At 57.3% G+C, this 25,288-nt stretch carries 23 protein-coding genes and 6 pseudogenes; 17 read left to right on the forward strand and 12 right to left on the reverse strand.

The genetic code is table 11. The annotated features are described in order from the left end of the window. Positions 1-133 precede the first annotated feature (133 nt). Positions 134-292, forward strand: a pseudogene (locus tag J3P82_RS10960) (transposase); the annotation flags it as partial. Positions 293-348: 56 nt separating this feature from the next. On the opposite strand, the gene J3P82_RS10965 reads toward J3P82_RS10960, so the two are convergent. The 3 genes and pseudogenes from J3P82_RS10965 to J3P82_RS10975 form a co-directional block, all read right to left on the reverse strand. Next, on the reverse strand, positions 349-564 hold the full coding sequence (locus J3P82_RS10965; RefSeq protein ID WP_434563001.1) for a hypothetical protein: 216 nt from the start codon (positions 562-564) through the stop codon (positions 349-351). Between the two features lie 225 nt (positions 565-789). Continuing rightward, positions 790-1,312 (reverse strand): annotated as a pseudogene (locus tag J3P82_RS10970) (transmembrane anchor protein); the annotation flags it as partial. 207 nt (positions 1,313-1,519) lie between these two features. Next, positions 1,520-1,603 (reverse strand): annotated as a pseudogene (locus J3P82_RS10975) (transposase); the annotation flags it as partial. A 219-nt stretch (positions 1,604-1,822) separates the two neighbouring features. Here J3P82_RS10975 and J3P82_RS10980 point away from each other — a divergent pair. Continuing rightward, complete coding sequence (locus J3P82_RS10980) at positions 1,823-3,721, forward strand: PQQ-binding-like beta-propeller repeat protein (RefSeq protein ID WP_434563003.1); 1,899 nt, start codon at positions 1,823-1,825, stop codon at positions 3,719-3,721. A 106-nt stretch (positions 3,722-3,827) separates the two neighbouring features. Here the strand turns inward: J3P82_RS10980 and J3P82_RS10985 are convergent, their stop codons facing one another. The 6 genes and pseudogenes from J3P82_RS10985 to J3P82_RS11010 form a co-directional block, all read right to left on the reverse strand. Next, positions 3,828-4,283: a hypothetical protein gene (locus J3P82_RS10985; protein WP_434563005.1), complete on the reverse strand. Its 456-nt coding sequence runs from the start codon at positions 4,281-4,283 to the stop codon at positions 3,828-3,830. Positions 4,284-4,566: 283 nt separating this feature from the next. Next, entirely contained in the window at positions 4,567-5,235 is a 669-nt protein-coding gene (locus tag J3P82_RS10990) for a transposase (protein ID WP_434563781.1), read from the reverse strand. A 119-nt stretch (positions 5,236-5,354) separates the two neighbouring features. Then, positions 5,355-5,876, reverse strand: a pseudogene (gene tnpC / locus J3P82_RS10995) (IS66 family transposase); the annotation flags it as partial. A gap of 7 nt (positions 5,877-5,883) precedes the next feature. Further along, positions 5,884-6,363, reverse strand: a pseudogene (locus J3P82_RS11000) (SDR family NAD(P)-dependent oxidoreductase); the annotation flags it as partial. 700 nt (positions 6,364-7,063) lie between these two features. Then, the gene (locus J3P82_RS11005; protein WP_434563007.1) at positions 7,064-7,249 is read right to left on the reverse strand and encodes a hypothetical protein; all 186 of its coding nucleotides are present in this window, start codon (positions 7,247-7,249) and stop codon (positions 7,064-7,066) included. A gap of 203 nt (positions 7,250-7,452) precedes the next feature. Then, positions 7,453-8,445 carry a GntR family transcriptional regulator gene (locus J3P82_RS11010; protein WP_434563783.1) on the reverse strand — a complete coding sequence of 331 codons (993 nt, stop codon included), beginning with the start codon at positions 8,443-8,445 and terminating at the stop codon, positions 7,453-7,455. Between the two features lie 340 nt (positions 8,446-8,785). On the opposite strand from J3P82_RS11010, the gene J3P82_RS11015 reads away from it, so the two are divergent. The 9 genes from J3P82_RS11015 (at position 8,786) to J3P82_RS11055 (ending at position 17,350) form a co-directional block, all read left to right on the forward strand. Beyond that, on the forward strand, positions 8,786-10,162 hold the full coding sequence (locus tag J3P82_RS11015; RefSeq protein WP_434563785.1) for an amidase: 1,377 nt from the start codon (positions 8,786-8,788) through the stop codon (positions 10,160-10,162). Positions 10,163-10,204: 42 nt separating this feature from the next. Continuing rightward, positions 10,205-11,083 (forward strand): polysaccharide deacetylase family protein, encoded by an 879-nt coding sequence (locus J3P82_RS11020; RefSeq protein WP_003200462.1) that lies wholly within the window; start codon positions 10,205-10,207, stop codon positions 11,081-11,083. Between the two features lie 28 nt (positions 11,084-11,111). Continuing rightward, on the forward strand, positions 11,112-12,452 hold the full coding sequence (locus tag J3P82_RS11025) for an MFS transporter (protein ID WP_434563009.1): 1,341 nt from the start codon (positions 11,112-11,114) through the stop codon (positions 12,450-12,452). A 10-nt stretch (positions 12,453-12,462) separates the two neighbouring features. Further along, positions 12,463-13,224: an SDR family NAD(P)-dependent oxidoreductase gene (locus tag J3P82_RS11030; RefSeq protein WP_434563011.1), complete on the forward strand. Its 762-nt coding sequence runs from the start codon at positions 12,463-12,465 to the stop codon at positions 13,222-13,224. Between the two features lie 14 nt (positions 13,225-13,238). Next, on the forward strand, positions 13,239-13,988 hold the full coding sequence (locus J3P82_RS11035; protein ID WP_434563013.1) for an SDR family NAD(P)-dependent oxidoreductase: 750 nt from the start codon (positions 13,239-13,241) through the stop codon (positions 13,986-13,988). Positions 13,989-14,001: 13 nt separating this feature from the next. Then, on the forward strand, positions 14,002-14,301 hold the full coding sequence (locus J3P82_RS11040) for a hypothetical protein (RefSeq protein ID WP_434563015.1): 300 nt from the start codon (positions 14,002-14,004) through the stop codon (positions 14,299-14,301). Next, positions 14,298-15,272 carry a CobW family GTP-binding protein gene (locus J3P82_RS11045; RefSeq protein ID WP_434563017.1) on the forward strand — a complete coding sequence of 325 codons (975 nt, stop codon included), beginning with the start codon at positions 14,298-14,300 and terminating at the stop codon, positions 15,270-15,272. Before J3P82_RS11040 ends, J3P82_RS11045 begins: the two co-directional genes overlap by 4 nt. Then, entirely contained in the window at positions 15,269-16,477 is a 1,209-nt protein-coding gene (locus J3P82_RS11050; RefSeq protein WP_434563019.1) for an ABC transporter substrate-binding protein, read from the forward strand. The genes J3P82_RS11045 and J3P82_RS11050 overlap by 4 nt, the downstream gene beginning before the upstream one ends. Before the next feature lie 93 nt (positions 16,478-16,570). After that, positions 16,571-17,350: a GIY-YIG nuclease family protein gene (locus J3P82_RS11055; RefSeq protein WP_434563021.1), complete on the forward strand. Its 780-nt coding sequence runs from the start codon at positions 16,571-16,573 to the stop codon at positions 17,348-17,350. Between the two features lie 81 nt (positions 17,351-17,431). Here J3P82_RS11055 and J3P82_RS11060 read toward each other — a convergent pair whose 3' ends face one another. Both J3P82_RS11060 and J3P82_RS11065 read right to left on the reverse strand, forming a co-directional pair. Beyond that, positions 17,432-18,214, reverse strand: coding sequence for an alpha/beta fold hydrolase (locus J3P82_RS11060; protein ID WP_434563023.1), 783 nt, complete (start codon positions 18,212-18,214; stop codon positions 17,432-17,434). 359 nt (positions 18,215-18,573) lie between these two features. Continuing rightward, on the reverse strand, positions 18,574-19,185 hold the full coding sequence (locus J3P82_RS11065) for a glutathione S-transferase family protein (protein ID WP_434563025.1): 612 nt from the start codon (positions 19,183-19,185) through the stop codon (positions 18,574-18,576). A gap of 120 nt (positions 19,186-19,305) precedes the next feature. On the opposite strand from J3P82_RS11065, the gene J3P82_RS11070 reads away from it, so the two are divergent. The 5 genes and pseudogenes from J3P82_RS11070 (at position 19,306) to J3P82_RS11090 (ending at position 23,119) form a co-directional block, all read left to right on the forward strand. After that, the gene (locus tag J3P82_RS11070; RefSeq protein ID WP_434563027.1) at positions 19,306-20,094 is read left to right on the forward strand and encodes a helix-turn-helix domain-containing protein; all 789 of its coding nucleotides are present in this window, start codon (positions 19,306-19,308) and stop codon (positions 20,092-20,094) included. Positions 20,095-20,651: 557 nt separating this feature from the next. Beyond that, positions 20,652-20,918, forward strand: a pseudogene (locus tag J3P82_RS11075) (Arm DNA-binding domain-containing protein); the annotation flags it as partial. A gap of 401 nt (positions 20,919-21,319) precedes the next feature. Continuing rightward, on the forward strand, positions 21,320-21,925 hold the full coding sequence (locus J3P82_RS11080) for a hypothetical protein (RefSeq protein WP_434563029.1): 606 nt from the start codon (positions 21,320-21,322) through the stop codon (positions 21,923-21,925). Then, complete coding sequence (locus J3P82_RS11085; protein WP_434563031.1) at positions 21,918-22,625, forward strand: RES family NAD+ phosphorylase; 708 nt, start codon at positions 21,918-21,920, stop codon at positions 22,623-22,625. The genes J3P82_RS11080 and J3P82_RS11085 overlap by 8 nt, the downstream gene beginning before the upstream one ends. Positions 22,626-22,870: 245 nt before the next feature. Then, a complete protein-coding gene (locus tag J3P82_RS11090) occupies positions 22,871-23,119 on the forward strand; it encodes a hypothetical protein (RefSeq protein WP_434563033.1) in 249 nt (82 codons plus the stop codon). A gap of 134 nt (positions 23,120-23,253) precedes the next feature. Here J3P82_RS11090 and J3P82_RS11095 read toward each other — a convergent pair whose 3' ends face one another. After that, a complete protein-coding gene (locus tag J3P82_RS11095; protein ID WP_434563035.1) occupies positions 23,254-23,466 on the reverse strand; it encodes a hypothetical protein in 213 nt (70 codons plus the stop codon). Positions 23,467-23,681: 215 nt separating this feature from the next. Between J3P82_RS11095 and J3P82_RS11100 the strand changes: the two genes are divergently transcribed. Continuing rightward, a complete protein-coding gene (locus J3P82_RS11100) occupies positions 23,682-24,569 on the forward strand; it encodes a serine hydrolase domain-containing protein (RefSeq protein WP_434563037.1) in 888 nt (295 codons plus the stop codon). Positions 24,570-25,288 lie beyond the last annotated feature (719 nt).

A 25,288-nucleotide genomic window follows, 5' to 3' on the forward strand; every position in this document is an offset into this window, starting at 1 on the left:
GGCGGCTTCCTCACGCTTGCACTCAAGCCGGCAACAGGCTGTGTGTAGCGATCTAATGATTCCGGACATCCATTTAGGCGAGAATGCTCGCCAGCTAGAGGTGTCAGGTAACCAAACAACGTCGTTCCTTTCAGTGATTCAAACGCGAGCCGCAGGCATTGTGCTCGATCAAGGCGATAGCCATATCGAAGCCAGCCGCTCACTTGGTGTGGTCTAGCTCGCGTTGCGCCGCTGGGTTAACCAGTTTCAGCAGGAGCGCACCGGCGTTAATCCTAAGAGTAAAGCGCTGACGCTTAGGCGCGTACGACCGCGTCCTCGCGCAGTCTAGGTCCGATTTGCCGCTGATCGTCAATGAAACAGGCAGTTATCAAAAGCTACTCTGGCATCGCCTCTTATTTCGTCCGCTTCTGATTGGCTTATCATATTGCAATGCACGTAGCCCCCTAGCATCGCCATCAACTGATCATAGCGAAATAGTGTGGCTCCATGACCCAATAATATGGCCTGAATTTCTGCTTCCGCGTACCGCATGACCTTGTGGTGGAGACGTTCGTCATTATTCATATCTGTCTCCTAATGTCCTTCCACAGTGGACTTACAAAATCACTCTTGCGGTGCTTACGGATGAACGGTAGTCCACCGCTACCACCCAACTGCGCGCGAGGCGCAACGTCCTTTGCGCGTGTTGGTTGTCGTGATGCAATGAGGCCAATGAATAGGCACTATGCCATAGAGGCGAAGCGATAGGAGCCCTTAATGGCGGGCTTCTGAAATGATCTAATAGTTCTGCTAATTCGAGTGGAGAGAGGCGGTGCTCCGTACGTTGCCAATCGTGCAATTACGCCAGAACCAGCCATGGGTACCCGTCAGAATGAGCCGTGAATTCGTCCTTGTAGCCTTTGACCTGCCTTGCTTTGGAGTAGGCCCTTTCTCCGTTGTAGGGTTCGCCATGGGTGTCGTGGTTCACAGGGCCGCCGGACGCATTCCATTCATAGCTGGCAGTTTAGTCCTTGAGCATTTCCAGTTTGATTTCTGTCCCTTCAGCTAGTTGTAACGTGACGGTCATTTCATCTGTCTTCTGGGCTGGGCAGCGGGTAGCGGGTAGCGGCGCAGGTTGAGCTGCAGGGGTGCAGCTGCAATCTGCATGACCGGAGTCTTTTGCACTGGCTGCGGTGCTGCATCGGCCGACGCCTCCTGGGCCAGCGCGATCTTCATTTCGCCCATCTGCGTCAGGCCAGTGCGCGGCCCACGTCCGTGGGATCAATGGGAATTCCGACGGCATGACGACGGTGACCAACAAGCCGACCGCAACCAGCAGGCATGAGACGACGCAAACTGGGCGGCGAAGAGCGCAGGGTGGTCTTCGCCATGGGCGGAACGACGCTGCAGCCGGCCACTCGGGGTCTGTGCCAACGAATAACGGAATAAATGCGGGTTGCAGCGCCGTGCTTTTCTGCGCCTGCACCCGAATCCATTTATGGACAAGGTTTGCATTGATGCTATGGCTGAGTGCGATGCTGGCAACCGAAGCGCCGGGCTGGACACACTTTTGAATGACCTGAGCCTTGAAGGATTTGGAATAGGAACGGCGTGTCGGCGGCATGAAATACCCGCTTAAAAAGTCTAGAACTGGTGCCCACTTAAATTTAAGTGCACACCATGTCTTGGCTTTGCGGGGCTGGGTAGATGACTTGCTCGGACGGTTACCGAGCGCGAGCGTACGGTATCGGTTGCTTGCTTCTCTGCCTTAGAAACGAATAGCCTCAAGTACACCTCGCCAGCATGCCCTTATCGTGCTGGCCTGACCCAGACCAGATAGGAAATGGAGTTCCAAGTGCGAATAATTGCTGCATCACTGCTTGTTCTGAGCATCTCGGGCTGCTCCTTCATCGAAGAAGCCTTCCTGTCTCCCGGCGAGAAGATAAACAGGGCCTTTCCGCCAAGCGCCCCTATTCGCGCTACAGAAGAAACGTTGCGCAACCTGATGGATAACGATGAGTCCGCTCAAGAGAAACTCTTTACCCAATATGAGGCGCTGCGGGAAATTCGCGGCCTGAGCTGCGGCAAGAGCCTCGCAATCTCCAGGTTAGACTCGGTGGAGGACACTGGGAAACTGCCGGTGAGCCGCGACTGCCTGATTGCTCAGGATGAAATTCTGCTGCGCTTCCTTCAGATCAAGCACGTTGAGTGGAGGATATCGCAGGCTGCATTGCGCCCCATAGCTCCTCTCGAAGCGCCCACTTTCGTTTCGCCCGGCCTTGACGTCACTTCGGGCATATCGGCACCTGCGGCCGGAGTCGCTGTTCTCCAGGGCACTCGTGGCGAACTGCTCTCCATTGAAATGCCGAGTGGCAAGCCCATCGCCAACTTGCCACCGCTCAGTGCCGCCCGGTTCCACGACGCATTGCTGTCGCCCAACGGCCGGGTTCTGGCACTGCCAGGCGGCTATGGCCAAGGGGTAACCTTCTTAGACACGGAAACCGGAGCGGTGCTCTGGCAGGCCAGGAAGGCCTATAACGTGCTCGCTTGGCTGGCAGAGCTCTCGGCAGCAGTGGCAATAGGCTCGGACGGCCAACTATTTATTATCGACTTCCAGGGCGGCGAACTTACCGCCGTACTGCCCGCACTAAAGCGTCAGAGCTGGGCCCTTCCGCTTCCAGACGGCAGGGTTGCGATAGGCACGGGCCGCGCGCTTTCGCTCGTTGCCTACGAGCGCGATGCCAATGGCGTACGGGGAACAATACTCAAAAGCCTCACAATCAAGACAGGCCCAGGGGTCACCTCTTCGCGGCCCACATCAATGCTTGATGGGCGCGCCCTGTTTTTTGTGAGTATGCGAGACCTGATGAAACTTGACCTGGAGTCTGGCCAAGAGACACTTTGGAAAACCGGAGAGTTCATCGGGAATCGGTACGCCAAGCTAAGCGAATCCACGGTTCTGGTGGACGCCTTCGACCGTCCTGTAAAAAACCGGCCATGGGTCCTGAATATTGAAGACGGCTCGCTCTCGCCTGTCGAAACGAAAGACGGTAGCGTTGGGATCATTAATGAACTCTATGGCAGAGCCGGCTTTATGCGGCGCTCACTTGACGGAGTATGGTTCGGTCTCCATTTGCAACAGAGCAAATCGATTGCGCTCGCTGACTTTCTCAGCAACCTTAACCTAGAGCGACAGATGGCCAAGCTCGAAGCCATGACACAGCAATCGTCGACCTCTGCTGGCCAGACCATGCATGGCGGTGGCGGGTTACGTGCGTTCCCACCTGCCTACACTGCTCAGCAGCCTCTCGAGCATCGGAGTACCGCAATACCCTTTGAGGACATTGCCAAGGACGCGCAAATCGAAGGTGTTGGCGTTTATGAGTCCTCCAACACCCTACCCAAAGGGCCGGGTAACAGACCCGGCAGTATCAGCCTTGCCATTCGCCCGACAGCCAGACCTTTGATTCTCGTTCTGAGCTCCTACGAATCCGTAACCTGGCGGATCAGTCCGCAAGACAGAGACAGCATCAAACTCATACTGCTTTCCAGCTATTACCCCTCTAGTGTTGAGGGGGCTGGCGATGCGCGGACAGTTGTCATCAACGGAGGTTTTGCTTATAGCCGCGAGGGCGAGAACTACGCACATTTACGGAAAGCAGTGCTGGCCCAGACCGGCAGAGATATTCAGATTTTCCAAGGAAGTTATCAGGGGGGGCGCTTTTCTGTCGGGGGACGATAAATCAGCTTCTAGCGTAATGGCTGTCTCAATCAACCAAGACAGCAAAATGCGCTATCGACCCAAAGCGGACGCAGTGGCAAGGGGACACCCTTCCGCCTCCGTCAAATTAGATCTCGGACGCGGCTTTTACAGCGCCGACATAGGATGCTGAGCTGAATTTAAATGGGCCAACGTTAAGTATTACTCGAGGTTCCTCATATCCATTTTCGTAAGCAAATTCCTCCCAAATAATCTCGCTACGACACCCGCGAATCTGCACTGAGTAGGCTCCGCATCCGATGTCGCCACACTCTGGGCAGATGTAAATCAACACCCGATATGGCTCCACCTCTGACTGACCGCATCGAAGGAGGCTATCGGCAAAAAGGAGATTTTGTTCTGAAAAACCCGATACGAAACCGCTCATGAAGTCAGAGTGGCCACCATCAGCGGTCACTAGAATTTCTAATAAAGAACTGTCGTCAATTCGAAAATCGGAAAAGCAACGCTCAACAGTGGTACAGCCGTTTGATGAACCTCCAAGGCGAACTGTGCTCTTAGACGTCAAAGTGCTGAGCTGCATGGTGTGTTCCTGCGAAAAAAATCACGATTAGACACATTGGGCGTGAACCAGGCAATACCAGAGGTCACCAGCGAATGTCTGCTCATGGCCGTGAGCGACCGCTTACGGACGTCCGCTTTTGGCCGATTCTGTTGAAAAAGTCGGATTTTCAGATCACCTGAACTCAGGTACGACCACCACCGAAGAACCAACTCACCACTTTGAGTGGTTTCTCGGCCCTTCGTTGACCTTTGCTGCGTTGTTATTGGGTTAGTTTGAGGTTTTTGGCTTAGTGCAGGCGCACCTATCCCGTGACCGGTGGACCTTGAGAGGTAAACTTGGCCAGCCGGCGCAGGTTCTGCACCGCAGCGGCCAGCGTGAACTCATCGGTCGCACCGCTCATGCCACGTAGTCGCAAGCGATCCACTTTCAGGATGCGTTTGAGATGGGCAAACAACATTTCGATCTTTTTACGCTCGTGGCGAGAGCGCACGTACTCCGGCGTCGCTGCGATGCGCCGAGCCACATCACGAGCGCCTTCATGGACGCTGCGAGCGATCTTGCGAAACGCAGTGTTGGGGCAACACTTGGCCTTCATTGGACAGACTACGCAGTCGGCCTGTCGGGATCGGAAAATGATGGTGTTGGCTTTTGTGACGTGCGAACGCTCGTTCTTGAAGGCTCGCCATTCGCTGCGTAATACGTTGCCGGCTGGGCAGCAATACTCCTCGGCCTCTGCATTCCAGTGGAAATCGTTACTCGAAAAGCTGTCGTTCTTGCGCTCAGTTTTATCCCACACCGGCACATGCGGTTCGATGTATTTTTCCTCCACCATCCAGGCCAGCATCGGCGCTGTACCGTAAGCGGTGTCGCCAATGAGGCGCTCTGGCTTGATGTCGAACTGTAACCGTCCAAGCATCTCACCTTGCATGGGGACATCTACGTTTTTACTGGTCTTAGCGATCTGATGAATCCCATGGTTCCTGCAAAAAAATGACGATTTCTTTCCGCTATTGCGATAGGCCTATGCTAAGTTCAGATCAGTTGTGAATGGATTTTTCGGTTATGGAGAACGCATCATGCTCGCAGTAGGCGAGCATGTTCGCCAGCACGGCTCGGACTGAAGTCGTAAACGACCGCCGCCAGATCGGAGAACTGACTGGTGGCATAGGCCCAGACGTAAGCGCGATGAGTTTTCTTCGCGCCAGGCGTCAGCATTTGTACCGGCGTTTCGTCAGCGTGAACGACGCCGTGCGTCAGCACGGCGTCGCGTAGCGCATCAACCAGCGGTTGAAGTTGCACGCTGCAGTTGCCCACCCACTGCGCCAAGGTCGAACGAGCGATGGACAGCCCGGCGCGGCCAAAGATTTTCTCTTGGCGATACAGCGGTAGATGGTCGGCGAAGTTGGCTACCATGACGTGGGCCAGCAGGCCCGCTGTCGGGATGCCTTTGTCTATGACGTGCGCCGGTACCGGCGCCTGGATCAGTGTTTCGCACTGCTCGCAGGCCCATTTTCCACGGATATGACGCTCGACAGTGAAGACGCCCGGTGTGTCGTCGAGCTTTTCGCTGGTACCTTCGCCGATACGCTTGAGGGCGCAGCCGCATTGGCAGTGGCTGTGCATAGGCGGCGTAGAACGGCGTGAACGCGCCCAGCAGCGAGGTGACGACGGTGCAGATCTTGCCGTTGTCGTTCAGGTTCTTGCCGGCTTCCTTGAGGAAGAAGAAGGCGGTCTTGGAATTGACTGCCGTCATCTCGTCGTATTCGGCCTCACTGATCTCGGCCATGGGTTTCTTGAGCACCTTGCCGACGGTGTTGATGGCGATGTCTGGCTTGCCTACAGCGCTGATGGCGTCGGCAAACAGCTTCTCGACGGCACCTGCTGTGGTTAGATCTGCCTGCAGCGTCACGGCTTGCGCGCCGCTGGCCTGGATGGCTGCGACAGTCGCGTCGGCATCGGCTTTGGAGTAGGCGCTGTTGTAATGAATGGCGATAGCCTTGGCGCCTTGCGCGGCCAGGTCGCGAGCGATGAGGCCGCCAAGGTTCTTGGCTCCGCCAGCGATCAGTACTACCTTGCCCTTGATGAAATGGTCTGCCATGGGGAAATCTCCTGCACGGGTGGAAGGAGTTTCAGCGTAGGCGCCCGTATGCGTTGGATAAATCAGGCTTGGCTGGATGGATTATCCATAGAATCCGCCTAATCGTAGGTCGTTCAAACATTGCCGTCGAGGCAGCGCCATCTGGTGTCCGTTGTGGCCAGTACATTCTTCCTCTGATTGATATGGCGAAGTGGACCAGAGGTTTAACTTGAGCTGAGCGACGTGTGCAACCGTGGTGGTTTCCAGGCGAGGGGTGAGCGCAACTTTTCGCGTCGCCATAGTTAGCCCCATTCCTAGGCGGACAGGTTTTTTCGACCATTGGCTTCACGGATCGTGTGAAGCGCGTCGCGGACGTTGTCGCCAGTCTCGGCATGCCCTTGGCTCTCAACCCATTAGGTCAGTTCCAATGGCGCAGTCTCTAGGGCAAGTTGGTTGTGGTGCAGGCGTTCAAGAGCGGGGAGGGAGTATTAGGAGGAGGGCATAGCTTCGACTTTCTAGAGAGTGGGGAGCTTAGCGGCGGGAATGTCTTGCAGCAAAAAGCCCGCGCATGGCGGGCTCTCTGTATGGGGTCAAATCCTTTTGTCCTTTCAATCTGCACTCCGTTTTGTGAACACTTCGTGAAAAGCATGTCGATGGAACGAAAATACCGGCACTCCCGCTGGCCGATGGCAAATTTTGCCGCAGGCCACGCAGGAGATTTTTACGGTCGCGCCTGCTCCTCTTTCAATCCAAAGTGGGCTTTCAACCATGGCCAGTAAGTGCTCCGGCCAGCGGTGCCTACAAGAATGGTCATGCCTTTGAGGTCTTCAAGGCTGGTAACGGCAGTGTGCGCAAGGATACCTTGTGGATCTCTCTGAAAGACCGAGCCTACCGTGACAGCCGGCACTCCCTGTTCTCGGGTTTTCAGGATTGGGAATATCAGAAGAATCCATAATGCAATCAGCCTTGCCGGCGATGAGGCGTCGTCAGTTCATGGCAGCAGGAACAGGGACTGTCGTCGATGCCCCGTTAATGCATGCCTGGAATGGTTGACTGAGCCGCCGAACCGCAAGCGTCCGGTGGCGCTCAGGGGGCCCGCAACGCCTCAGCTCAGCTCAGTTTGCTCAGATACGCCGGCACTGGCTGCTCAGGTAGTACGGACAGCACTTTCAACCGCTGCAGCATGCGTTGGCGGGCGCGGTAAAGGTGTTCCTTGAGATTAAGTGCTGCTGCGTCGAATGCGCCATGCAAGAGCAGCTCTAAAATCAAACGGTGCTCGGCCAGCATGGCTTCGTCGGGGCCGAGGCCCAACTGGCTGTAAAAAATCCGACTGATGATCCTGGGACTTTGGGCCTGCCGGATCAGTGTTGCGATCTTGCGATTGTTTATTCCGGCGAGGCAGTGGTAATGCAGGTCTTCTTCAAGTTGCTCGATGCATGCCAGGCTGCAATGTGGGTTGTTCTGTGCCTCTTTAACCCGAGCCAGCATCGCTTCAAGGGATTCCCGGCTGAGCCCTGGTGCGCTCTGGCGTAACGCCTCGGGTTCAAGGCAGGCGCGCAGCTCGTAGTCCTCGGTGACCTCCCTGGCGGTGAGCGGGCCGGCGAGCCACTGGGAGTAGGGTTCCTTTTCTACCAGGCCGCGGTCGCGCAGACGCATCAATGCCTCACGTATCACCGCCCGACTGACACCGTAATGTTCCGCGGCCATTTGCTCGTCGAGTCGATAATGCCCAAAGGCAATACAGGTCGATAAAGCCGAGCCTATCTCGTCGAACATCCGCTCGCCCAGCGGCCGCGTATCGACCAGTTCTTCGCTGCTATCAAGGCCCAGTTGCTTGTGGGTCACCGTCAGCCGCAGTGGCTCCACTTCAACCCCCTTCGGGTTGACCAGATAACCGCGGCCATCGAATCGACTGATCAAGCCTTCCTCATGCAACAGGTCCAACGCTTTGCGCACCGGTACGCGGCTGGTTCCGAACAGGTCGGCCAGAGGGGCTTCGAGCAGGACGAGCCCTTGAGCCACCTCTCCATCAACGATGGCGTTGCGCAGGACCTGGCGGATCATGGCGTAGCGGGATGCAGTGCGGTAATCCTCGGCGGTCATCGATCTCATACGCTTCTCGAAAGGCGGGGGAAGATTCTCGCACAAGTCGGTTGTCACCGTGGACCACGTCATTTGTGCGCGCTCGTAGGGCTGTTGTTACTGTTCTGCACCAAAACGGATATTTTTTAATTAATACATTATTTGTGTCGCTGGCGGGGGTCTGCATGGAAGCCACTGCAAAATGGGAGTATCCCCCTGCTTGGAAAGGTGTCTAGTCCGTAGCCAGACGTTGGTTGCTTGCTCAGGTTGCCGCTCTGGCATTCCTCCGGTATTCAGTTTGGCACGCTATCTGCTCTATAAAACGTACATTTTAATAATGAATACGTTTTTGGTGAATCAGATGTCCTACGCCAGTCCTCAATTACCGCTTGAAGCCGATGCATTGGCCATGGCGGATGCATTCGCCTCGGGTAGCAGCGACCCGGTCAAGGCATTGGAAGAAATGCTGGCCAGGGTGGCGGAAGTCGATGACGTGTTCATCTCTCTTTGTTCGGCGCGTGCCTTTCGCGAAGCCCACTCATCAGCCGCACGCTGGAAGGCTGGACAGCCGGCAAGCGCACTAGACGGCGTTCCCATTGCCTGGAAAGACCTGTTCGACGTCGCAGGCAGCCCGACTACCGCAGGCGCAGCCGTGCGCCGCGACATTACGCCAGCGCTGCTTGACGCTAATGTCGTAGGTCTACTGGCGAAAGCCGGAATGGTCAGTGTCGGCAAAACAAACCTGAGCGAGTTTGCTTACTCAGGCCTTGGACTCAATCCCCATTTTGGAACGCCGCACAATCCAGTTGGGCTTGATCAACCACGCATTCCGGGCGGCTCGTCCTCAGGCTCAGCGGTCGCGGTCGCGGCGGGAATCGTGCCGATCGCCATGGGCACGGACACCGCTGGATCAATCCGAATTCCGGCAGCTTTCAATGGGCTGGTGGGGTTTCGCAGCAGTTGCAGACGTTACAGCCGCGAGGGCGTCTTCCCGCTCGCGCATACCCTCGACAGCGTGGGACCTCTGACACGCAGCGTGCGCGATGCCCTGGCGATCGACGACATCCTGTGCGGGCGCAGCAAGTCGACATCACTCATCCCCCACAGTTTGGCAGGGCAGCGTTTTTGGGTCGATCAGGCGGTCATCGATGATGCACGCGTTGAACCCACGGTGTGTGACAACCTACTGAACTGCTTGAGCGTGTTGAAAGGTCTCGGTGCGCTGATAGATCTGCGACCGTCGCCAGCCTTTCAAGCGACCCTTCAGCTTATCGAGCAGCACGGCTGGCTTGGCGCCCCTGAGGCTTTTGCTTTGCATCAGCCTTTGCTCGACAGCGAGGCCGCCGCCCGACTCGATCCCCGCGTGCGACGCCGTCTGGAAGCCGCACGTGCATTCCCGTCCAGCCAGTTGATCAACCTCCACAACGCGCGAAACCGGCTGCAGCAACAAATTGCCGATGAGCTGGATGGGGCGTTCTTGATAACGCCAAGCGTATCCCATGTGGCGCCACCACTGGCGCCATTGGAAGCCGATGACGAACTGTTCGTGCACACCAATCTCGCTACGTTGCGCCTGACCATGCCCGGTAGCTTGCTGGATATGCCGGGTGTGTCGCTGCCGAGCGGCTGCGATGCGCTCGGTTTGCCCACCGGCATGTTGATAAGCGCGCCTGCGGGCGAAGATTTTCGATTGTTGCGCGCGGCGTTGGCAGTGGAAGCCGCGTTGCGCCAGCCCTGAAACATCCCACGACTGATCTGATAAAACCGCAGGAGAACAATGATGGCTAAAGAAATTCTGTGCGCCTTCGGCGTCGACGTAGACGCCGTGGCAGGCTGGCTGGGCTCATATGGCGGTGAGGATTCACCTGACGATATTTCCCGTGGCCTGTTCGCCGGCGAAATTGGTGCTCCGCGCTTGCTCAAGCTGTTCGAGCGTTACGGCTTGCGCACCACCTGGTTTATCCCCGGCCACTCGATGGAAACCTTCCCCGAGCAGATGAAGGCCGTGGCCGATGCCGGCCACGAAATCGGCGTGCACGGCTACAGCCATGAAAACCCGATTGCCATGACTGCCGAGCAGGAAGAAATCGTCCTCGATAAGTCCATCGAGCTGATCACCCAGGTCACCGGCAAGCGCCCCACCGGTTACGTGGCGCCGTGGTGGGAATTCAGCAAGGTCACCAACGAGCTGCTGCTGAAAAAAGGCATCAAATATGACCACAGCCTGATGCACAACGACTTCCACCCCTACTACGTACGCAAGGGCGATAGCTGGACCAAGATCGACTACAGCCAGCATCCCGACACCTGGATGAAACCCTTGGTGCGCGGCGAAGAAACCGATCTGGTGGAGATTCCGGCCAACTGGTACCTCGACGATTTGCCACCGATGATGTTCATCAAAAAAGCGCCCAACAGCCACGGTTTCGTCAACCCGCGTCACCTCGAGGAAATGTGGCGCGACCAATTCGATTGGGTCTACCGCGAACACGAATACGCAGTCTTCACCATGACCATCCACCCCGATGTATCCGGTCGCCCACAAGTGCTGCTGATGCTCGAGCGCCTGATCGAGCACATCCAGAGCCATGCCGGCGTGCGCTTCGTCACTTTCGACGAAATCGCCGATGACTTTATCCGCCGCCAACCGCGTACCTGAAATCCACCCACCCTCCGAGGCGCGATTCATGTCTATCTACAACAAGCTTGACCTGACTGGCTGGAAACCCCGGCAATTGACATCCCAGGAAGTACGCTTCGCCACCTGGATCGCCTTCTTCGCCTGGGTGTTTGCGGTGTATGACTTCATCCTGTTCGGCACCTTGCTGCCCGAGATCGGCCGGCACTTTGGTTGGGGCGAAGTGGAGCAAGCTGAAATCGCGACCTGGGTGGCAGTGGGTACTGCGGTTGTCGCGTTGGCCATCGGGCCGCTCGTCGACAAACTGGGGCGACGCAAAGGGATTATTTTTACGGTGGCCGGATCCGCGCTGTGCTCGGCGCTCACCGCGATTGGCGGGGCGTGGGGCAAGTCGCCGCTGATTCTGATCCGTTCGTTGGGCGGCCTGGGCTATGCCGAAGAAACCGTCAACGCCACCTATTTGACCGAGTTGTATGGCGCCTCGGAAGACCCGCGGCTGACCAAACGTCGCGGCTTTATCTACAGCCTGGTGCAGGGCGGCTGGCCAGTCGGTGCGTTGATCGCGGCGGGATTGACCGCACTGTTGCTGCCGATCATTGGCTGGCAGGGCTGCTTCATCTTCGCCGCGATCCCGGCGGTGGTGATCGCAATCATGGCGCGCAAGCTCAAGGAGAGCCCGCAGTTTCAAATCCACCAGCGCATCACCGAGTTGCGTAAAAGCGGCGCGGTGAAAGAGGCGCAAAACGTCGCCGTGACCTACGGCGTCGACTACGACGAACACAGCAAGGCTGGCCTGAAAGCCGCTTTCCGTGGCCCGGCCCGTCGCGCCACCTTGGTGATCGGCGCCGCGCTGTTGCTCAACTGGGCAGCGATCCAGGTATTCAGCGTGTTGGGTACGTCGGTGATCGTCAGCGTGCACCACATTTCGTTCGAGAACTCGCTGATCATCCTGGTGCTGTCGAACCTGGTGGGTTACTGCGGTTACCTCAGCCACGGCTGGATGGGCGACAAGATTGGCCGTCGCAACGTGATCGGCCTGGGCTGGATGCTCGGCGGCCTGTCGTTTGCCGGGATGCTGTTCGGCCCGAGCAACATGGCGATGGTGGTCGGGCTGTACAGCCTGGGCCTGTTCTTCCTGATCGGGCCTTATTCGGCGGCGCTGTTTTTTATCAGTGAAAGTTTCCCTACCAGCATCCGCGCCACCGGTGGCGCGATCATCCATGCCATGGGCCCGATTGGCGCGGTGGTCGCAGGGTTTGGCGCCACCCAGGTGTTGTCCGCCGGCAGTGACTGGCAGACCGCCGCACTGTGGTTCGGTGCCGTGCCGTGCTTCTTGTCCGGTGCCCTGATGTTTGCCGCACGCCACGTGCGCCCGGAAACCGTTCAGTGAGGAGTTTTAGATGAGCCGTAAAGTTGCCTTGATTACCGGTGCCGCCAGCGGCATCGGCCAAGCCCTCGCCGTGGCCTATGCGGGCAGCGGCGTGGCGGTGGTGGGCGGGTATTACCCGGCCGATCCCCATGACCCGCAGACCACGGTAGCCTTGGTGGAAGAAGCCGGTGGCGAGTGCCTGATGCTGCCGCTGGACGTGGGCGATACCGCTTCGGTGGAGGCAATGGCCGAACACGCCGTGCAGCGCTTTGGCCGCCTGGATTACGCCGTGGCGAACGCCGGTTTGCTGCGTCGTGCGCCGTTGCTGGAAATGACCGATGCACTGTGGGACGAGATGCTCAATGTCGACCTGACGGGGGTGATGCGCACCTTTCGCGCGGCGATTCGGCATATGGGGGAGGGCGGTGCGTTGGTGGCGATTTCGTCGATTGCCGGCGGCGTATATGGCTGGCAAGAGCACAGCCATTACGCAGCGGCCAAGGCCGGCGTGCCGGGGTTGTGTCGTTCGTTGGCGGTGGAGTTGGCAGCAAAGGGCATTCGGTGCAATGCGGTGATCCCAGGGTTGATCGAGACGCCGCAGTCATTGGATGCTAAGAACTCTCTCGGGCCGGAAGGCCTGGCGAAAGCTGCGAGGGCGATTCCGTTGGGGCGAGTAGGGCGGGCGGATGAAGTGGCGTCGCTGGTGCAGTTCCTGACCAGTGATGCGTCGAGTTACCTGACCGGGCAGAGCATCGTGATTGATGGCGGCCTGACCGTGCGCTGGCCCGATTGAGTGAGGAACTGAGCATGAAACCATTGCATAACCGACGCGCCGTGATCACCGGCGCCGGCAGCGGTATCGGTGCCGCCATCGCCCGCGCCTACGCCGCTGAAGGCGCGCGCTTGGTGCTGGCCGACCGCAACGCCGTCAGCCTCGCCGAAACCGCGATCACCTGCCGCAACCTCGGTGCCGAAGTGCTGGAGTGCCTCGCCGACGTAGGCACCGTTGAAGGCGCCCAGGCCAGTGTTGACCGATGCGTCGAGCACTTCGGCGGAATCGACATTCTGGTCAATAACGCCGGCATGCTCACCCAGGCACGTTGCGTCGACCTCACTGTCGAGATGTGGAACGACATGCTGCGCGTCGATCTCACCAGCGTATTTGTAGCCAGCCAGCGCGCCTTGCCGCATATGCTCGTCCAGCGTTGGGGGCGGATCATCAACGTTGCTTCGCAACTGGGCATCAAGGGCGGTGCTGAACTCACTCATTACTCTGCAGCCAAGGCAGGAGTGATCGGCTTCACCAAGTCCCTGGCGCTGGAAGTCGCCAAGGACAACGTGTTGGTCAATGCCATCGCTCCGGGGCCGATTGAAACGCCATTGGTCGTCGGGATCAGCGCCGAGTGGAAGCGCGCCAAGGCTGCCGAGTTGCCCCTCGGCCGTTTTGGCCTGGCGGATGAAGTGGCGCCCACCGCTGTGCTGCTGGCCAGCGAGCCGGGTGGCAACCTGTTCGTTGGCCAGACCCTCGGCCCGAACTCCGGCGATGTCATGCCATGAGCGGGGTGTAGTCATGTGCGGACTCTGCGGTTTGCTCGGCGAAGACGTACATTGGAGCGACCCTCTGGGCGATGAACTGCCCAGGCGCCGCGAACGCCTGCGTCGCATCGCCGCGATCAATCAGGTACTGGCAGTGTTCCGGCTTAAGGTCGAAGACTTTCAGGGCACCTCTTATTTGCTGCTCGGCGCGACCGGCAAACAAGAGTTGGCGAGTGGCCTGGATCAACTCTGGCGAGCGGCTGAAATCATGCTCGGTCGCCCGTTGGATCCCCTGGACCCGCACCTGTTGGATCACTTGGAGTCAGCCGTATGAGCATTGCTCTCAACGTCATCACCGGTTTCCTCGGCAGCGGCAAAACCACCTTGCTCAAACGCCTGCTGCAAGGCGAAAGCCTCGGCGATACCGCTTTGCTGATCAATGAATTCGGTGACGTCGGCATCGATCATCTGCTGGTGGAAGAAGTCGCCCCGGATACCGTGCTGCTGCCCAGTGGCTGCGTGTGTTGCTCAATCCGTGGCGAGCTCAAAGACGCGTTGCTCGGTCTATTGCAACGCCGTGAGCGTGGCGACATCCCGGCGTTCAAACGGGTGATCCTGGAAACCACCGGCCTGGCCGACCCGGCGCCGATCCTCGCCACCTTGAACAACGACGTGCAACTGCGCGGACGTTTCCATATCGGCCTGGTGATTACTCTGGTGGATGCGAGCCACGCCATTCTGCAAGAGCGCCTGCATCCGGAATGGCTGGCCCAGGTCGCCGCCGCGGACCGCTTGCTGTTGAGCAAGACCGACGTGGTGGAGGACTGCGCCCCACTGCGAGCGCACCTGCAAGCGCTCAATGCCGGTACGCCGATCCTCAATACATCCGATGTCCACAGTGGCGATCAACTGTTGCTGGGTGAAGGTTTACGCAGTGCCGAACCGACACTGGAAGTCAGTCGCTGGCAACTGCATCGCAGTACCAGCGCCACCCACGGCGCCGCGCAAGTGTGCAGCCTGACCTTCGACCAGCCGTTGGATTGGGTCGGCTTCGGGGTTTGGTTGTCGATGCTGTTAAGATGCCACGGCGAACGAATTCTCCGAGTCAAAGGGCTGCTTAACGTGAACACCAGTGACGCCCCCATCGTCATCCATGGTGTGCAGCATTGCCTGCATGCCCCGGTGCACTTGCCTGCCTGGCCGGGCACTGACCGGCAGTCGCGTCTGGTGTTTATCCTGCGTGGTCTCGACCCCGCGCTGCTGCGGCGCTCCTTTGATGCGTTCTCCCAGCGGTTTGCCGCATGATCACACTCCGCGTCCTCGGCACCTCAGTGACTTTGCTCGAATGCTTGCGTGTTCGCGCTGAACAGGAATTGGGCATTCGCCTGGTCTATCAGGTGCACGATGTCGAGCAGGCCCAGCGCATCGCGGTGATGCAGCCCGACAGCTACGACCTGTACGACCAATGGTTTCACAACGTCGACTTTGTATGGCCGGCCCGGGCGATCCGGCCCATCGATACGCGGCGCATTGCGTTGTGGCATGAGATCAACGACCTGCCCAAGCGCGGCCGCCTGTCGGCCAACGATCGGTTGGGCAGCGGCAGCGTGCCTAGCGAGCGCTTATTCGTGCAGCATGATGGCAGTCTCGGCAGTACCGTCACTGAGCGAATCAGCATGCTGCCCTTGACCCATAACGCCGACAGTTTCGCCTACCGCCCCGAGCGCTTGCCCGAGGGCTTTCGCCACGACAACGAGAGTTGGGGGTGGTTGCTGGACCCCGCGTGGCACGCACGCACCGCGCTGCAAAGCGATGCTGCCATCGGTGCCCTGGATGCCGCACTGGCGGTGCAAGGCGCGGGACTGGCGCGCTTCAAAGACATCGGCAATATGAGCATCGAAGAGATCGATGTGCTGGCCGATATTTTGGTGCGCAAACAGAGGGAAGGTCACTTTGCGGCGTTCTGGTCCGATGACGAGGAGGCCGCGCAATTGATGCTCAGCCCGAACATCGATATCCAGAGCTTATGGTCGCCGACGTTGATGCGCCTGCATCGCGCCGGGGTCAAGTATCGCCTGGCGGTGCCTCGCGAGGGCTACCGCGCCTGGTTCGGCGGTTTGTCATTGTCACGCCACGCCCAGGGCCCGGTGCTGGATGCGGCTTACGCTTACCTCAATTGGTGGTTGTCCGGCTGGCCCGGCGCGGTGATGGCGCGACAGGGTTACTACATCGGCAACCCGGCGCGCAGCCGCGACCATCTGAGCAGCGCCGAGTGGGATTACTGGTACGCCGGTCAACCTGCGCGAGAGGAGTTGCTGGGCAGTGATGGTTTGCCGCTGATTGACATCGGTGATGTGCGCGATGGCGGTTCCTATGAGCAGCGCATGGGGCATATCGCTGTGTGGAACTCGGTGATGGATGAGCACAACTACTTGGTGCGTCGCTGGGGCGATATATTACGGGCAGGGGCGAAGAGTTCTCGCAGACCGGCGAATGGCGGGTCTTGCTGACGCAAGAAATCGCTGCCGTCGCGCCGGTTGGTGAATGGCAACATCAGCGACTGGTGCATATATTACGGACTCGACATTGGTATGGATCTGACCATGGACTGGAAACTGGAGCTCGCCGCTCGCCAACTGTATGTCTTGGAACTTGCTAACGGAAAGTTTTACGTGGGGCAGGCAAAGGATTCAAACCGTCGCATCAAAAAGCATTTCAGTGGTACGGGATCTCAATGGACACGCCTCCATCCACCCGTGCGCGAAGTGCGCCGGGTCGACTTGGGAGAGATTGATTACAGGACCGGGGAGTTGGCGGAGAACGAAGCAGTTCTCGCGCTGATGCGCATTCATGGGTATCAGAATGTTCGAGGCGGTTTCTTTACTAATTTGAGCCATGAGCTCACCGTCAAGGCCCTGATCAGTCATGGCCACCATGACGTGGTAGGTGCAATACCTGGCGTGGAAGCCTTCAACAGCGTCGCGTCCGCGATGGCCGCAGGACAACCACCCTGCGATGTTGTCGGCCCCGCAGAGTTGGGGAATGGCGGGGAGTACTCGCTGTTCGTGTTACTGCTGGAGGGGGACCGGTATTTTGTAGGCTACAGCAGCAACCCGGTCGCACGCATTCGTCGTCACTTCGCGGGCAAAGGTTCGGAATGGACCACGAGGTATAGACCTGTTGAGGTTCTAAGCGTCCGATCTTTGGGAGTGGTCGCCGAGTCGGAGGCCGCGAGTTTCGCCGCCAAGGCTACGGTAAGTTTGATGCGTAGAGTAGGGTGGCAGCATGTGCGGGGCGGCCCATGGTGGAGCGTTGACTCCGAGGCAACGCTCAAGTTGCTGGTGGGGCGCGGCGTCGGCGAAATTCCACCCTCTGTTCCATAGTCTCTGTGGATGGGGGGTGGATTTAGATTTCTCCTGAAGCAAATAGAGCTCAGAGAGTTCAGCAATCCTTCCAACCAGGGTTCAGTCGTAACCAGCAGCTTCCAAGATAAGCTCACTAACTTCGCGCGGGTGCGAGATTATCGAAAGATGGCTGGCCGGCAGCTCTATGGTCTTCGCTCTCATCCTCTTCGCCAAAAATCTCTGGAGCTCGGGATTGATGGTACGGTCTTCGCCCGAAACGGCGTAGTAGGCAGGTTTCGAGCGCCAGGCTGCTTCTGTGACCGTGCCTGCCAGCAAGGCCTTCTGAAAGGGGTATTGCATTGCGTAAAGAACCTTTGCCCTCAAGGGAGGAACATCACCGGCGAAATCCCGCAGGAACGCTTCTTCGGTAAGCCTGCCTTCATCACCGTCATAGATGATCCCCGCGGTGGCGGGCGGAGTCGGGTACTTTTTCGCGAGCGCTGCGAAGTCTTCGTTCGCGTCGGGTGCTCGGGCGGCGATGTAAACAACGGCCGAGACATTACGATGCATCCCGGCGTGGGTGACGACCATTCCACCGAATGAGTGTCCGACCAGAACAGTCGGGCCATCCTGGCGGGCGAGTACGCGCTCTGCTGCTGCAATCGATTGAGGCAGGGTCGTCAGAGGGTTCTGAACGGAAGTGACAGTAAGCCCCTTCGACTGCAAGAGGGGGATGACGTCGTTCCAGCAAGAACCATCGGCAAAGAGGCCGTGCACAAGAACAATGTTCCTGGCTTTAGGCGGACGACCTAATGCAGGAACTGCCATGCCATTTGTCGCAAGGATCGCAACCGCTGTTGCTCCGATGAAAGTTGCCGAGAACGTGCGCCGATTCATGACCATTTTCGATTTCCTTTCTTGGCTTGGGTTAGGGGCAGAGACGGATTCGTTCCTCTTCCAGGCGCTGACCGAGGGTTCAAGAACCAGCCAAGATGCTTTGCTGCCAGCGGGCTCACGACAAAGACAATGAGGCTTACCGTGATTGGCGTTAGAACCAGTGTCCGATGCCATACAGGCCAGTTGTCAGCCAGCGGGCTCAGTGCGTAGAGCAGAAGTGTCACGATGGGGTACACGAATACCGTCATGACGACTGCCATTCTGATTCTGGATGGCCTGATCGGAACGAAGACGGGTCTGTCATTTGCTTGCAAACGCTTTGAATCGCAAGTCACGGCCTTGGATGTGTTCAAGTCGCCAGCCTCCTAATAGTCGGCGCTAGGCCGCTGGCGAAAATTCTTGTACCAGGCATCAAGGCGCGGATGATCGGCACCGAAGGCCAGGTCGAATCTCTCCCGGCATGTTTGAAAGATTGAAAATACCGTGCAGTCAGCGATCGTAGGAGTGTTTCCCGCCAAGAACTCGTTGTCTGCGGTAGTCATCTCCAGAACATCCAGTATTTCGGTGACGTATCCAAAGAGCTTGTCGGCAACCTCCGATGAGGGGGATGGCTCCTTGGCAGGAAAAGATTGGGTCACGTTCCACAGCCAAAGCTGAGACCGGACCACCAGCTCGGTGCCCAGGCGTTCAAGCGACCGAACTTTTGATCGCGAAATGACGTCTGTCCCGATCATTGGCGTGTCGGGATACAGCTCCTCCAGATACTCGACGATGGCGGCAGAGTCGGTGATTGGCACCCCCTCATCCGTGAGGAGGGTCGGGGCTCGTCCGCTGGGATTGATTGCAAGGTATTCGCGCGACTTGTGCTCGCCTCCCGCGTAATCAAGCTCATAGCGCGGAATGTCAATTCCCTTTTCGCTCAGGTAGATGATGACGCGCCGCGGATTCGTGCCCTTTTGAAATTGGTAAAGGAGCATACGATCCAACCTCCCGAGTTTGTATTTCGATCACTTGTTGCCCCAGAGATTACTCGCAATATATCCTGTTACAATGGGGTTTTTATACTGTTACTAAAGTGATGCCATGCGAGGTGTGCAGTGACGTCTGATCGATTAACTCGCGTACCGGCCAGACAGGCGCTGTCGGACTTTATCCGCCAGTGTCGCGAGCGGACATCTCCAGAATCGCTTGGCCTGCCGCAGGGACGCCGCCGTCGAACCAATGGCCTGCGCCGTGAGGAAGTCGCCGCGTTGGCGGGTGTCGGCTTGACTTGGTACACTTGGTTCGAGCAGGGGCGCGACATAGCGGTGTCGGACGACTTTCTCCAGCGATTGGCGCGGGGACTTCGGCTCGACCGAGCCGAACGGGAGCATCTTTTTGCACTGGCTGGCCGTGAGACATTTGCGGATCGGGCTGAAAGTGCCGAGCTTCCTCAGTCATTGGTAACGATGATTAATGCTCTCGATCAAGCGGCCTACATCATGGACAGCTCCTGGGATGTGCTGGCCCATAACGAAGCGGCAAGAATCCTGTTTGAAGACTTCACATTGCCTCGACCGAATCTGCTGCGCATCGTGTGCTTTTCCGACCACTACCGGCAGAAGATTCAAGACTGGCAGTACGCCGCGAGGCTTGTACTGCTCAAGGCGCGCCATGACTATCTGACGGGAGGGAAGAGCCCGGTTCTGAAGTCCATCCTCAACGAGGTTCTTCAAGCCGTCCCACAAACGGTGGGATGGTGGGATGATCCTGAAATCCTCCAGATCGGCGATACGGACATTACGCTGCGCGATGCACAGGGCGGTTGGCGAAGCTATCGCATCAACATTCTTGTTTCCAAGGACAGGCCTGGCCTTCGCATCGCCTTCTACGATGAAAAAACATAAAGCGGTCAGCCTTTCAGTTGCAAATTAAGGTCGACGCAGATCTTCGTTGATGTTGGTTTCAGGGAGGTCGGTGTCCAACAGCTTTACGACCGGATCGTGTCTCTTCGGCAAAAGTTGGAAAACTTTTACTCGGTCAGTGCGCGCTCAGGTGTTGTGAGATTAATTACCGCACAGTTGTCCTTGGGAGGAACCCGTAGCCCGACGCCCCCTCTTAGCTCTTGATACCCTTCAAAAACAAGTCCAGAATCAAGTTTCTTTCTGCCCCGTCAAAAAAAGTAACCCCTTAGATTTCAACGAGTCGGACACCAGATGCAAGTCTCGTTTCCCGCTCCAATTATTTATCTATAGACTTCCATTGAAGTAGGTAGAAACCAAAGAAAGAGGCTTCGGCCTCTTTTTTAGTTCCAGTAAAGTCTATTCTGTTACATCAATATCCACGAATTTTTAGTACATTTTTTAGTACATCAATTCGACGCTTGGTAAATCAGTTTTTAGAGCTGCTTGGCACTCCGAAAACGGTACAACCCTCCTTCATCCATATGAGTGGAGTTAGTACAATGGTCCTTACCAATACGGCGGTCCGACACGCCAGGCCTCGCGCCAAAAACTACAGCCTTCCTGACTTTGATGGCCTTGCGCTTTTCGTGAATACGAAAGGCACCAAGAGCTGGCACTTCCGTTTTTCTTGGGCGGGCAAACAGCCTCGTATTTCGCTCGGTACTTATCCTGAAATAGGTCTACGCGATGCTCGCGCTCTGTGCGATATCGCCAGGGCGCTGGTCGCGAAGGGTCTCGATCCCCGCGATCAGCGACGCCTTGAGCGCAATGCCAAACGATGTGATGCAGATCTTCAGCCCTAGGGGGGATAAGGGCGGCACCGCCCGATCTGACGTCGCGGACTGCTGGGAATTCAAGCAGTGCTGAACTGGGTTGCCAACTCTTTCGGTCTACCATTGCTGGTCTTTAGCTCGCCCGCACACCGGAAAGCCAAGATCGTATCCTTAGACTTTTCGTCCCAGAACCACCGTGCTGATCGACGGCATGGCGTGCTTCCCTCAAACCTACCTATGCATCCAGATGAATGGAGCTTAGGCTCGATCTAGGGTTATCAAGACTATGCTAGGATTAGATAGCTCAGATAACTGGTGAGGAGATTTTCATGAGCGTTACAGAGCAGTTGGGCGTTTCCACCTTGGTCGGTACGCCTAAGGAGGCTCGGGCCAGCTTGAGCCGCTCGCATGCGGACCGAGTGCTGGTCGTGTCTTTCGATCAGGTCAACCTCAATGTATTTGAGGCCTTGGCGGAAAACTTCGCCAATGTGGCCTCCTCAATGTATGAGGTGCTGCAGGAGCGTCAGGACCCGAAGTCGCTGGAGCGACTGGCCGAGGTCTTTGTGACGCGTAAGCCGCCGTCGCCTCGCCTGCTCAAGGAAGCGGCAATGCTGGTCCAAGCCCGTAAAGCGGTATTGGAAAGTGGTGACTGGCTGACCGCCGCGGACATCGCCCAGGTGGCACAGTTGAGTACACGAAACCCGAGTGCCCAACCCAACAAATGGAAAAAGCAGGGGCAGATCTTTGCCATCAGTCACGGTGGGGTCGATTATTTCCCGGGTTACGGCTTGGATCCGGATGCGTGCTATCGGCCGTTCAAGGCATTAGCCAAAGTTATTGAGGCTTTCGCTGGCCACAAGGACGGCTGGGGTATGGCTTACTGGTTCCGTTCAGATAACAGTTTTCTGGGGGGTAAAAGGCCCCAGGACCTGTTGGCATCGGCGCCTGATCGGGTGATTGCTGCCGCACTGGATGAGATCCAGGGCATTGTCCATGGCTAAGCAGCGTACCGAGTCCAGTGAGGGTAGGGCGACGCCTCCCACGGATTTGGCGGCGTCCGTTACCCCAGTGCCTGCGGCTACGTTGCACGTCACTTTCACCGTGATCGCCAAAGGCGATGTGCTTCACCGTGTGCACCAGGATAAGTATCAGCCTGATCAATTCAATCCTGGTGTGCACGGCAACGCACGCTTCAGCCCGATCCAGGATGATCAGGGGCGGGCGATTCCCACCTTGTATGGCGGCACGACAGTCGATTGCGCCTTGATGGAGACCGTCTTCCACGACGTTCCCCATACGGCTGGGTTTAAGAGCTTCGACAAAGGCAAGCTGGCTGGACAGGTGCATTCTACCGTCCAGGTTAGCCAACCGCTGCACCTGGTTGATCTGTCCAGCGTGCCACTGCGGAAACTGGGCATCACGCGCAAACAATTGATCGACACTGAGAAAGATCAATATCCTGCGACGCGCAAATGGGCCGAGGCAATCCACCGTCAGTGTCCAGATGCGCAAGGACTGTCTTGGGTGTCGCGACAAGATGATTCGGCACGTGCGGTGGTGCTCTTCGGTGACCGGATTCCTGACGGTGCGCTCCGCCCGCAGGGGACGTCCCGCAGCTTGACCGGCGACTCGACTGTGTTCGACACGGTGCTTAATCTGGCAGAGCGGATCGGGGTCGTTATCATCGCGGGAAAAAGCTGAGTCGAAACGACCGAGCAATGGCCTTCGAATTCGCTCTCTGAGGTGGATTGCGATCCCCTAATCTTAAGATCTCGCTGATGCCGGCGGGCTTTAAAGAGGCGTTGGAGGTGGTTTTCGTACGGGCCTGGTGAAGCATCGACGTTTAACAGGTCTGGTGTGCATCCCATGAACGAACGGTGCTTGTCTCAGAGCGCAGAATTAACACGATGGCTGGCTCCGCGCTGGCCTTGGACACGGAGCTCGTTATGATTGCCAGCCAACCGTTGAATGATGAACTTGTGAGCCGGCTGGAAGAAAAAATCCCAACCATGGCGAAGGGCGCAATTCATGCCGCTTATATCAATATGCTGGCGGCCGGACTCAGTGTGATGGAAATCAGGAATGGCATGCTCGTTGAAACAATGGCCGATGGTCAGCACACGGTTATTCGGATGGCCAAGCCCAAGCATAAGGTAGCTTCGGGCAAGATTATCAAGGTGCGCCACCTTTCATAGCTAGAGGTTGAGCGCCTGTATCTTAACGACGTCGCCGCGCTGCGTGCGAGAAGTCTGATGCTTCGGCCTGCTCAGTCTTTGTACTGTATAGGGAAGAAAGCCATCAAGCTCGCCGGTGCATTGGGTCGTTAAAATCAGTGACCGTTGGCTCTCAGCTTAGCCAAGCCCTGTTTGATGTGTCCGGCGTTCTCTCCGAGGGTCTGAAGTGCACCTCGGACATTCGCGCCAATCTCTGTTGCACCTTGATCCTCTACCTTCAAGGTCAGCTCCATCACCGCCGCCTCCAAGGCGAGCTGATTTTTGGACAGCCGCTCAAGAACATCAGAAAGTGAATATTCGGTGGGCATTGTTTCGACTCCAATGGAAGACTTAAGAGCGTAGCAGCGGGAGGGACGGAAACTGAAGGGCGGTAGGTCAAGAGAGTACTTGTTGAGATTCAGTGGCAGCAATCGGCCAAGAGCAGTCGTTCAGGACAGTGCAACGGCTGATCTTTGCCTCCGCGAAAGGAATGACTGAGGTATCTTGTCAAGCTGCCGATCCGCTTGAGACTCCAAGGAAGCCAATGCTCAGTTCACTCGTTTCAAATGGTCAGGTACAAGCGGCTGATCGCTCAGAACTGATGGCCCCCTGGTGGAGTTTCACGAAAACAGTCTTGGCTGCTACGGCCCTATCGTTGGTGCGTGACGGGCTGGTCGGATTGGACCACTCTGTTCTTGGTCAGCCTTTTACGCTACGCCAGTTACTACGGCATGAGGCCGGTCTGCCTGATTACGGAGAACTTGCGGAGTATCACTCCGCCGTTAAAAATAGTGAGCCAGCCTGGCCGGCCGATGAAATGATGCAACGCCTTGACGGTGCTCGACTCCGATATAGTCCCGGAAACGGTTGGCGTTACTCGAATGTCGGCTACCTGCTTGTCGGCAGGCTAATTGAACGGCTGACTGATCTGAAGCTTGATGAAGCGGTAATTCAACGGACACTTTCTCCTCTGGGCTTATTGGGCGTTCGCTTTGCAAAAACGCGAGCAGACTTCCAAACGACCCACCTTGGAAGTTCCTCAAATTATGATCCTGCCTGGGTTTACCACGGCTTGTTGATCGGCCACATTTCGCACGCAGCGTTATTTCTGGATCGACTCTTTTGTGCAGACCTGCTCCCCACGGACTTGCTTCAGGAAATGCAAAAAGCACGAACATTGGGCGGCCCGATTCCCGGTCGCCCTTGGATCACGCCGGGCCATGGCCTTGGCGTGATGCAAGGGTCGATTGATGGCGGGTATTCGCTATGCGGGCACACCGGGTGCGGACCGAGCAGTGTCATTGCTGTCTACCGTCTCTGCGACGGCGACGCATCGGCTTGTTGTGCTGCTTTTGACGTGGGGTCCAGTGAAGGCTTCGTCGAAGCCATCGTCGTCGAGCAGCTCATGCAAGTTCTGCGTCAGAAGAGCTGACTGCATTAAACGCCTTTTGGCGTCGGTCAAAGGATTTGCCGAATGACCGCCTTGGGTCGATAGCTGCCGGTCGCGAACGACCGCTTTCGAACCAAAGGGGACACCATTTGCCGGAAGAAATCGGCGCAAAAGCAGCTTCCGATCAACAATCGAATCTCAGCTTCTGTGATTCACACCTACAAGCCGCATAGGAGTTCGCGCCTGACCTGAAGAGCAATTGCTGCGAAGCCCTTTCCAGTGCCGCGCTTGCGGGGCGCGTAGTCCTGATTAGCAGAAACATCCTCCCATTGACTCACCGATTCCACGTACCTATGAGTGTTATCGGTATTAATTTCAAACTCTATGAACCGCTCTGCGTGAGTGAGCAAAAGACCATAAAGGTTGGGCATACCGGGAAAGTCGACTTCAAGATCTAGTACGACGGTTTCTGACCATCTAATGCCTTCCGACTCGCCATGGTTTTTTAAAGCGAGGGGAATCCCTCTGGCCAACCAAGCTTTGGCGGTTACCATGAGTCTGTGGGCCACACGAGCATTTTGCTCTTGCACGTTCAGTTGCCGCTTTTTTTTAACAGACGCTCAATGTCCACTTCAATCTCCTCAAAATCGTCGCTTCCAGAGTGACGATGACCTATCAAACGCGCAACGACTCAGGCGATTCCCATCTCCACGCTGCTACCCGGTCCGCGCGAGGCGTAGCGACATCCCGATGTCTTACCG

Origin of the sequence: Pseudomonas sp. Z4-20, from assembly GCF_051131955.1 — a bacterium.
Lineage (GTDB): Bacteria > Pseudomonadota > Gammaproteobacteria > Pseudomonadales > Pseudomonadaceae > Aquipseudomonas > Aquipseudomonas marvdashtae.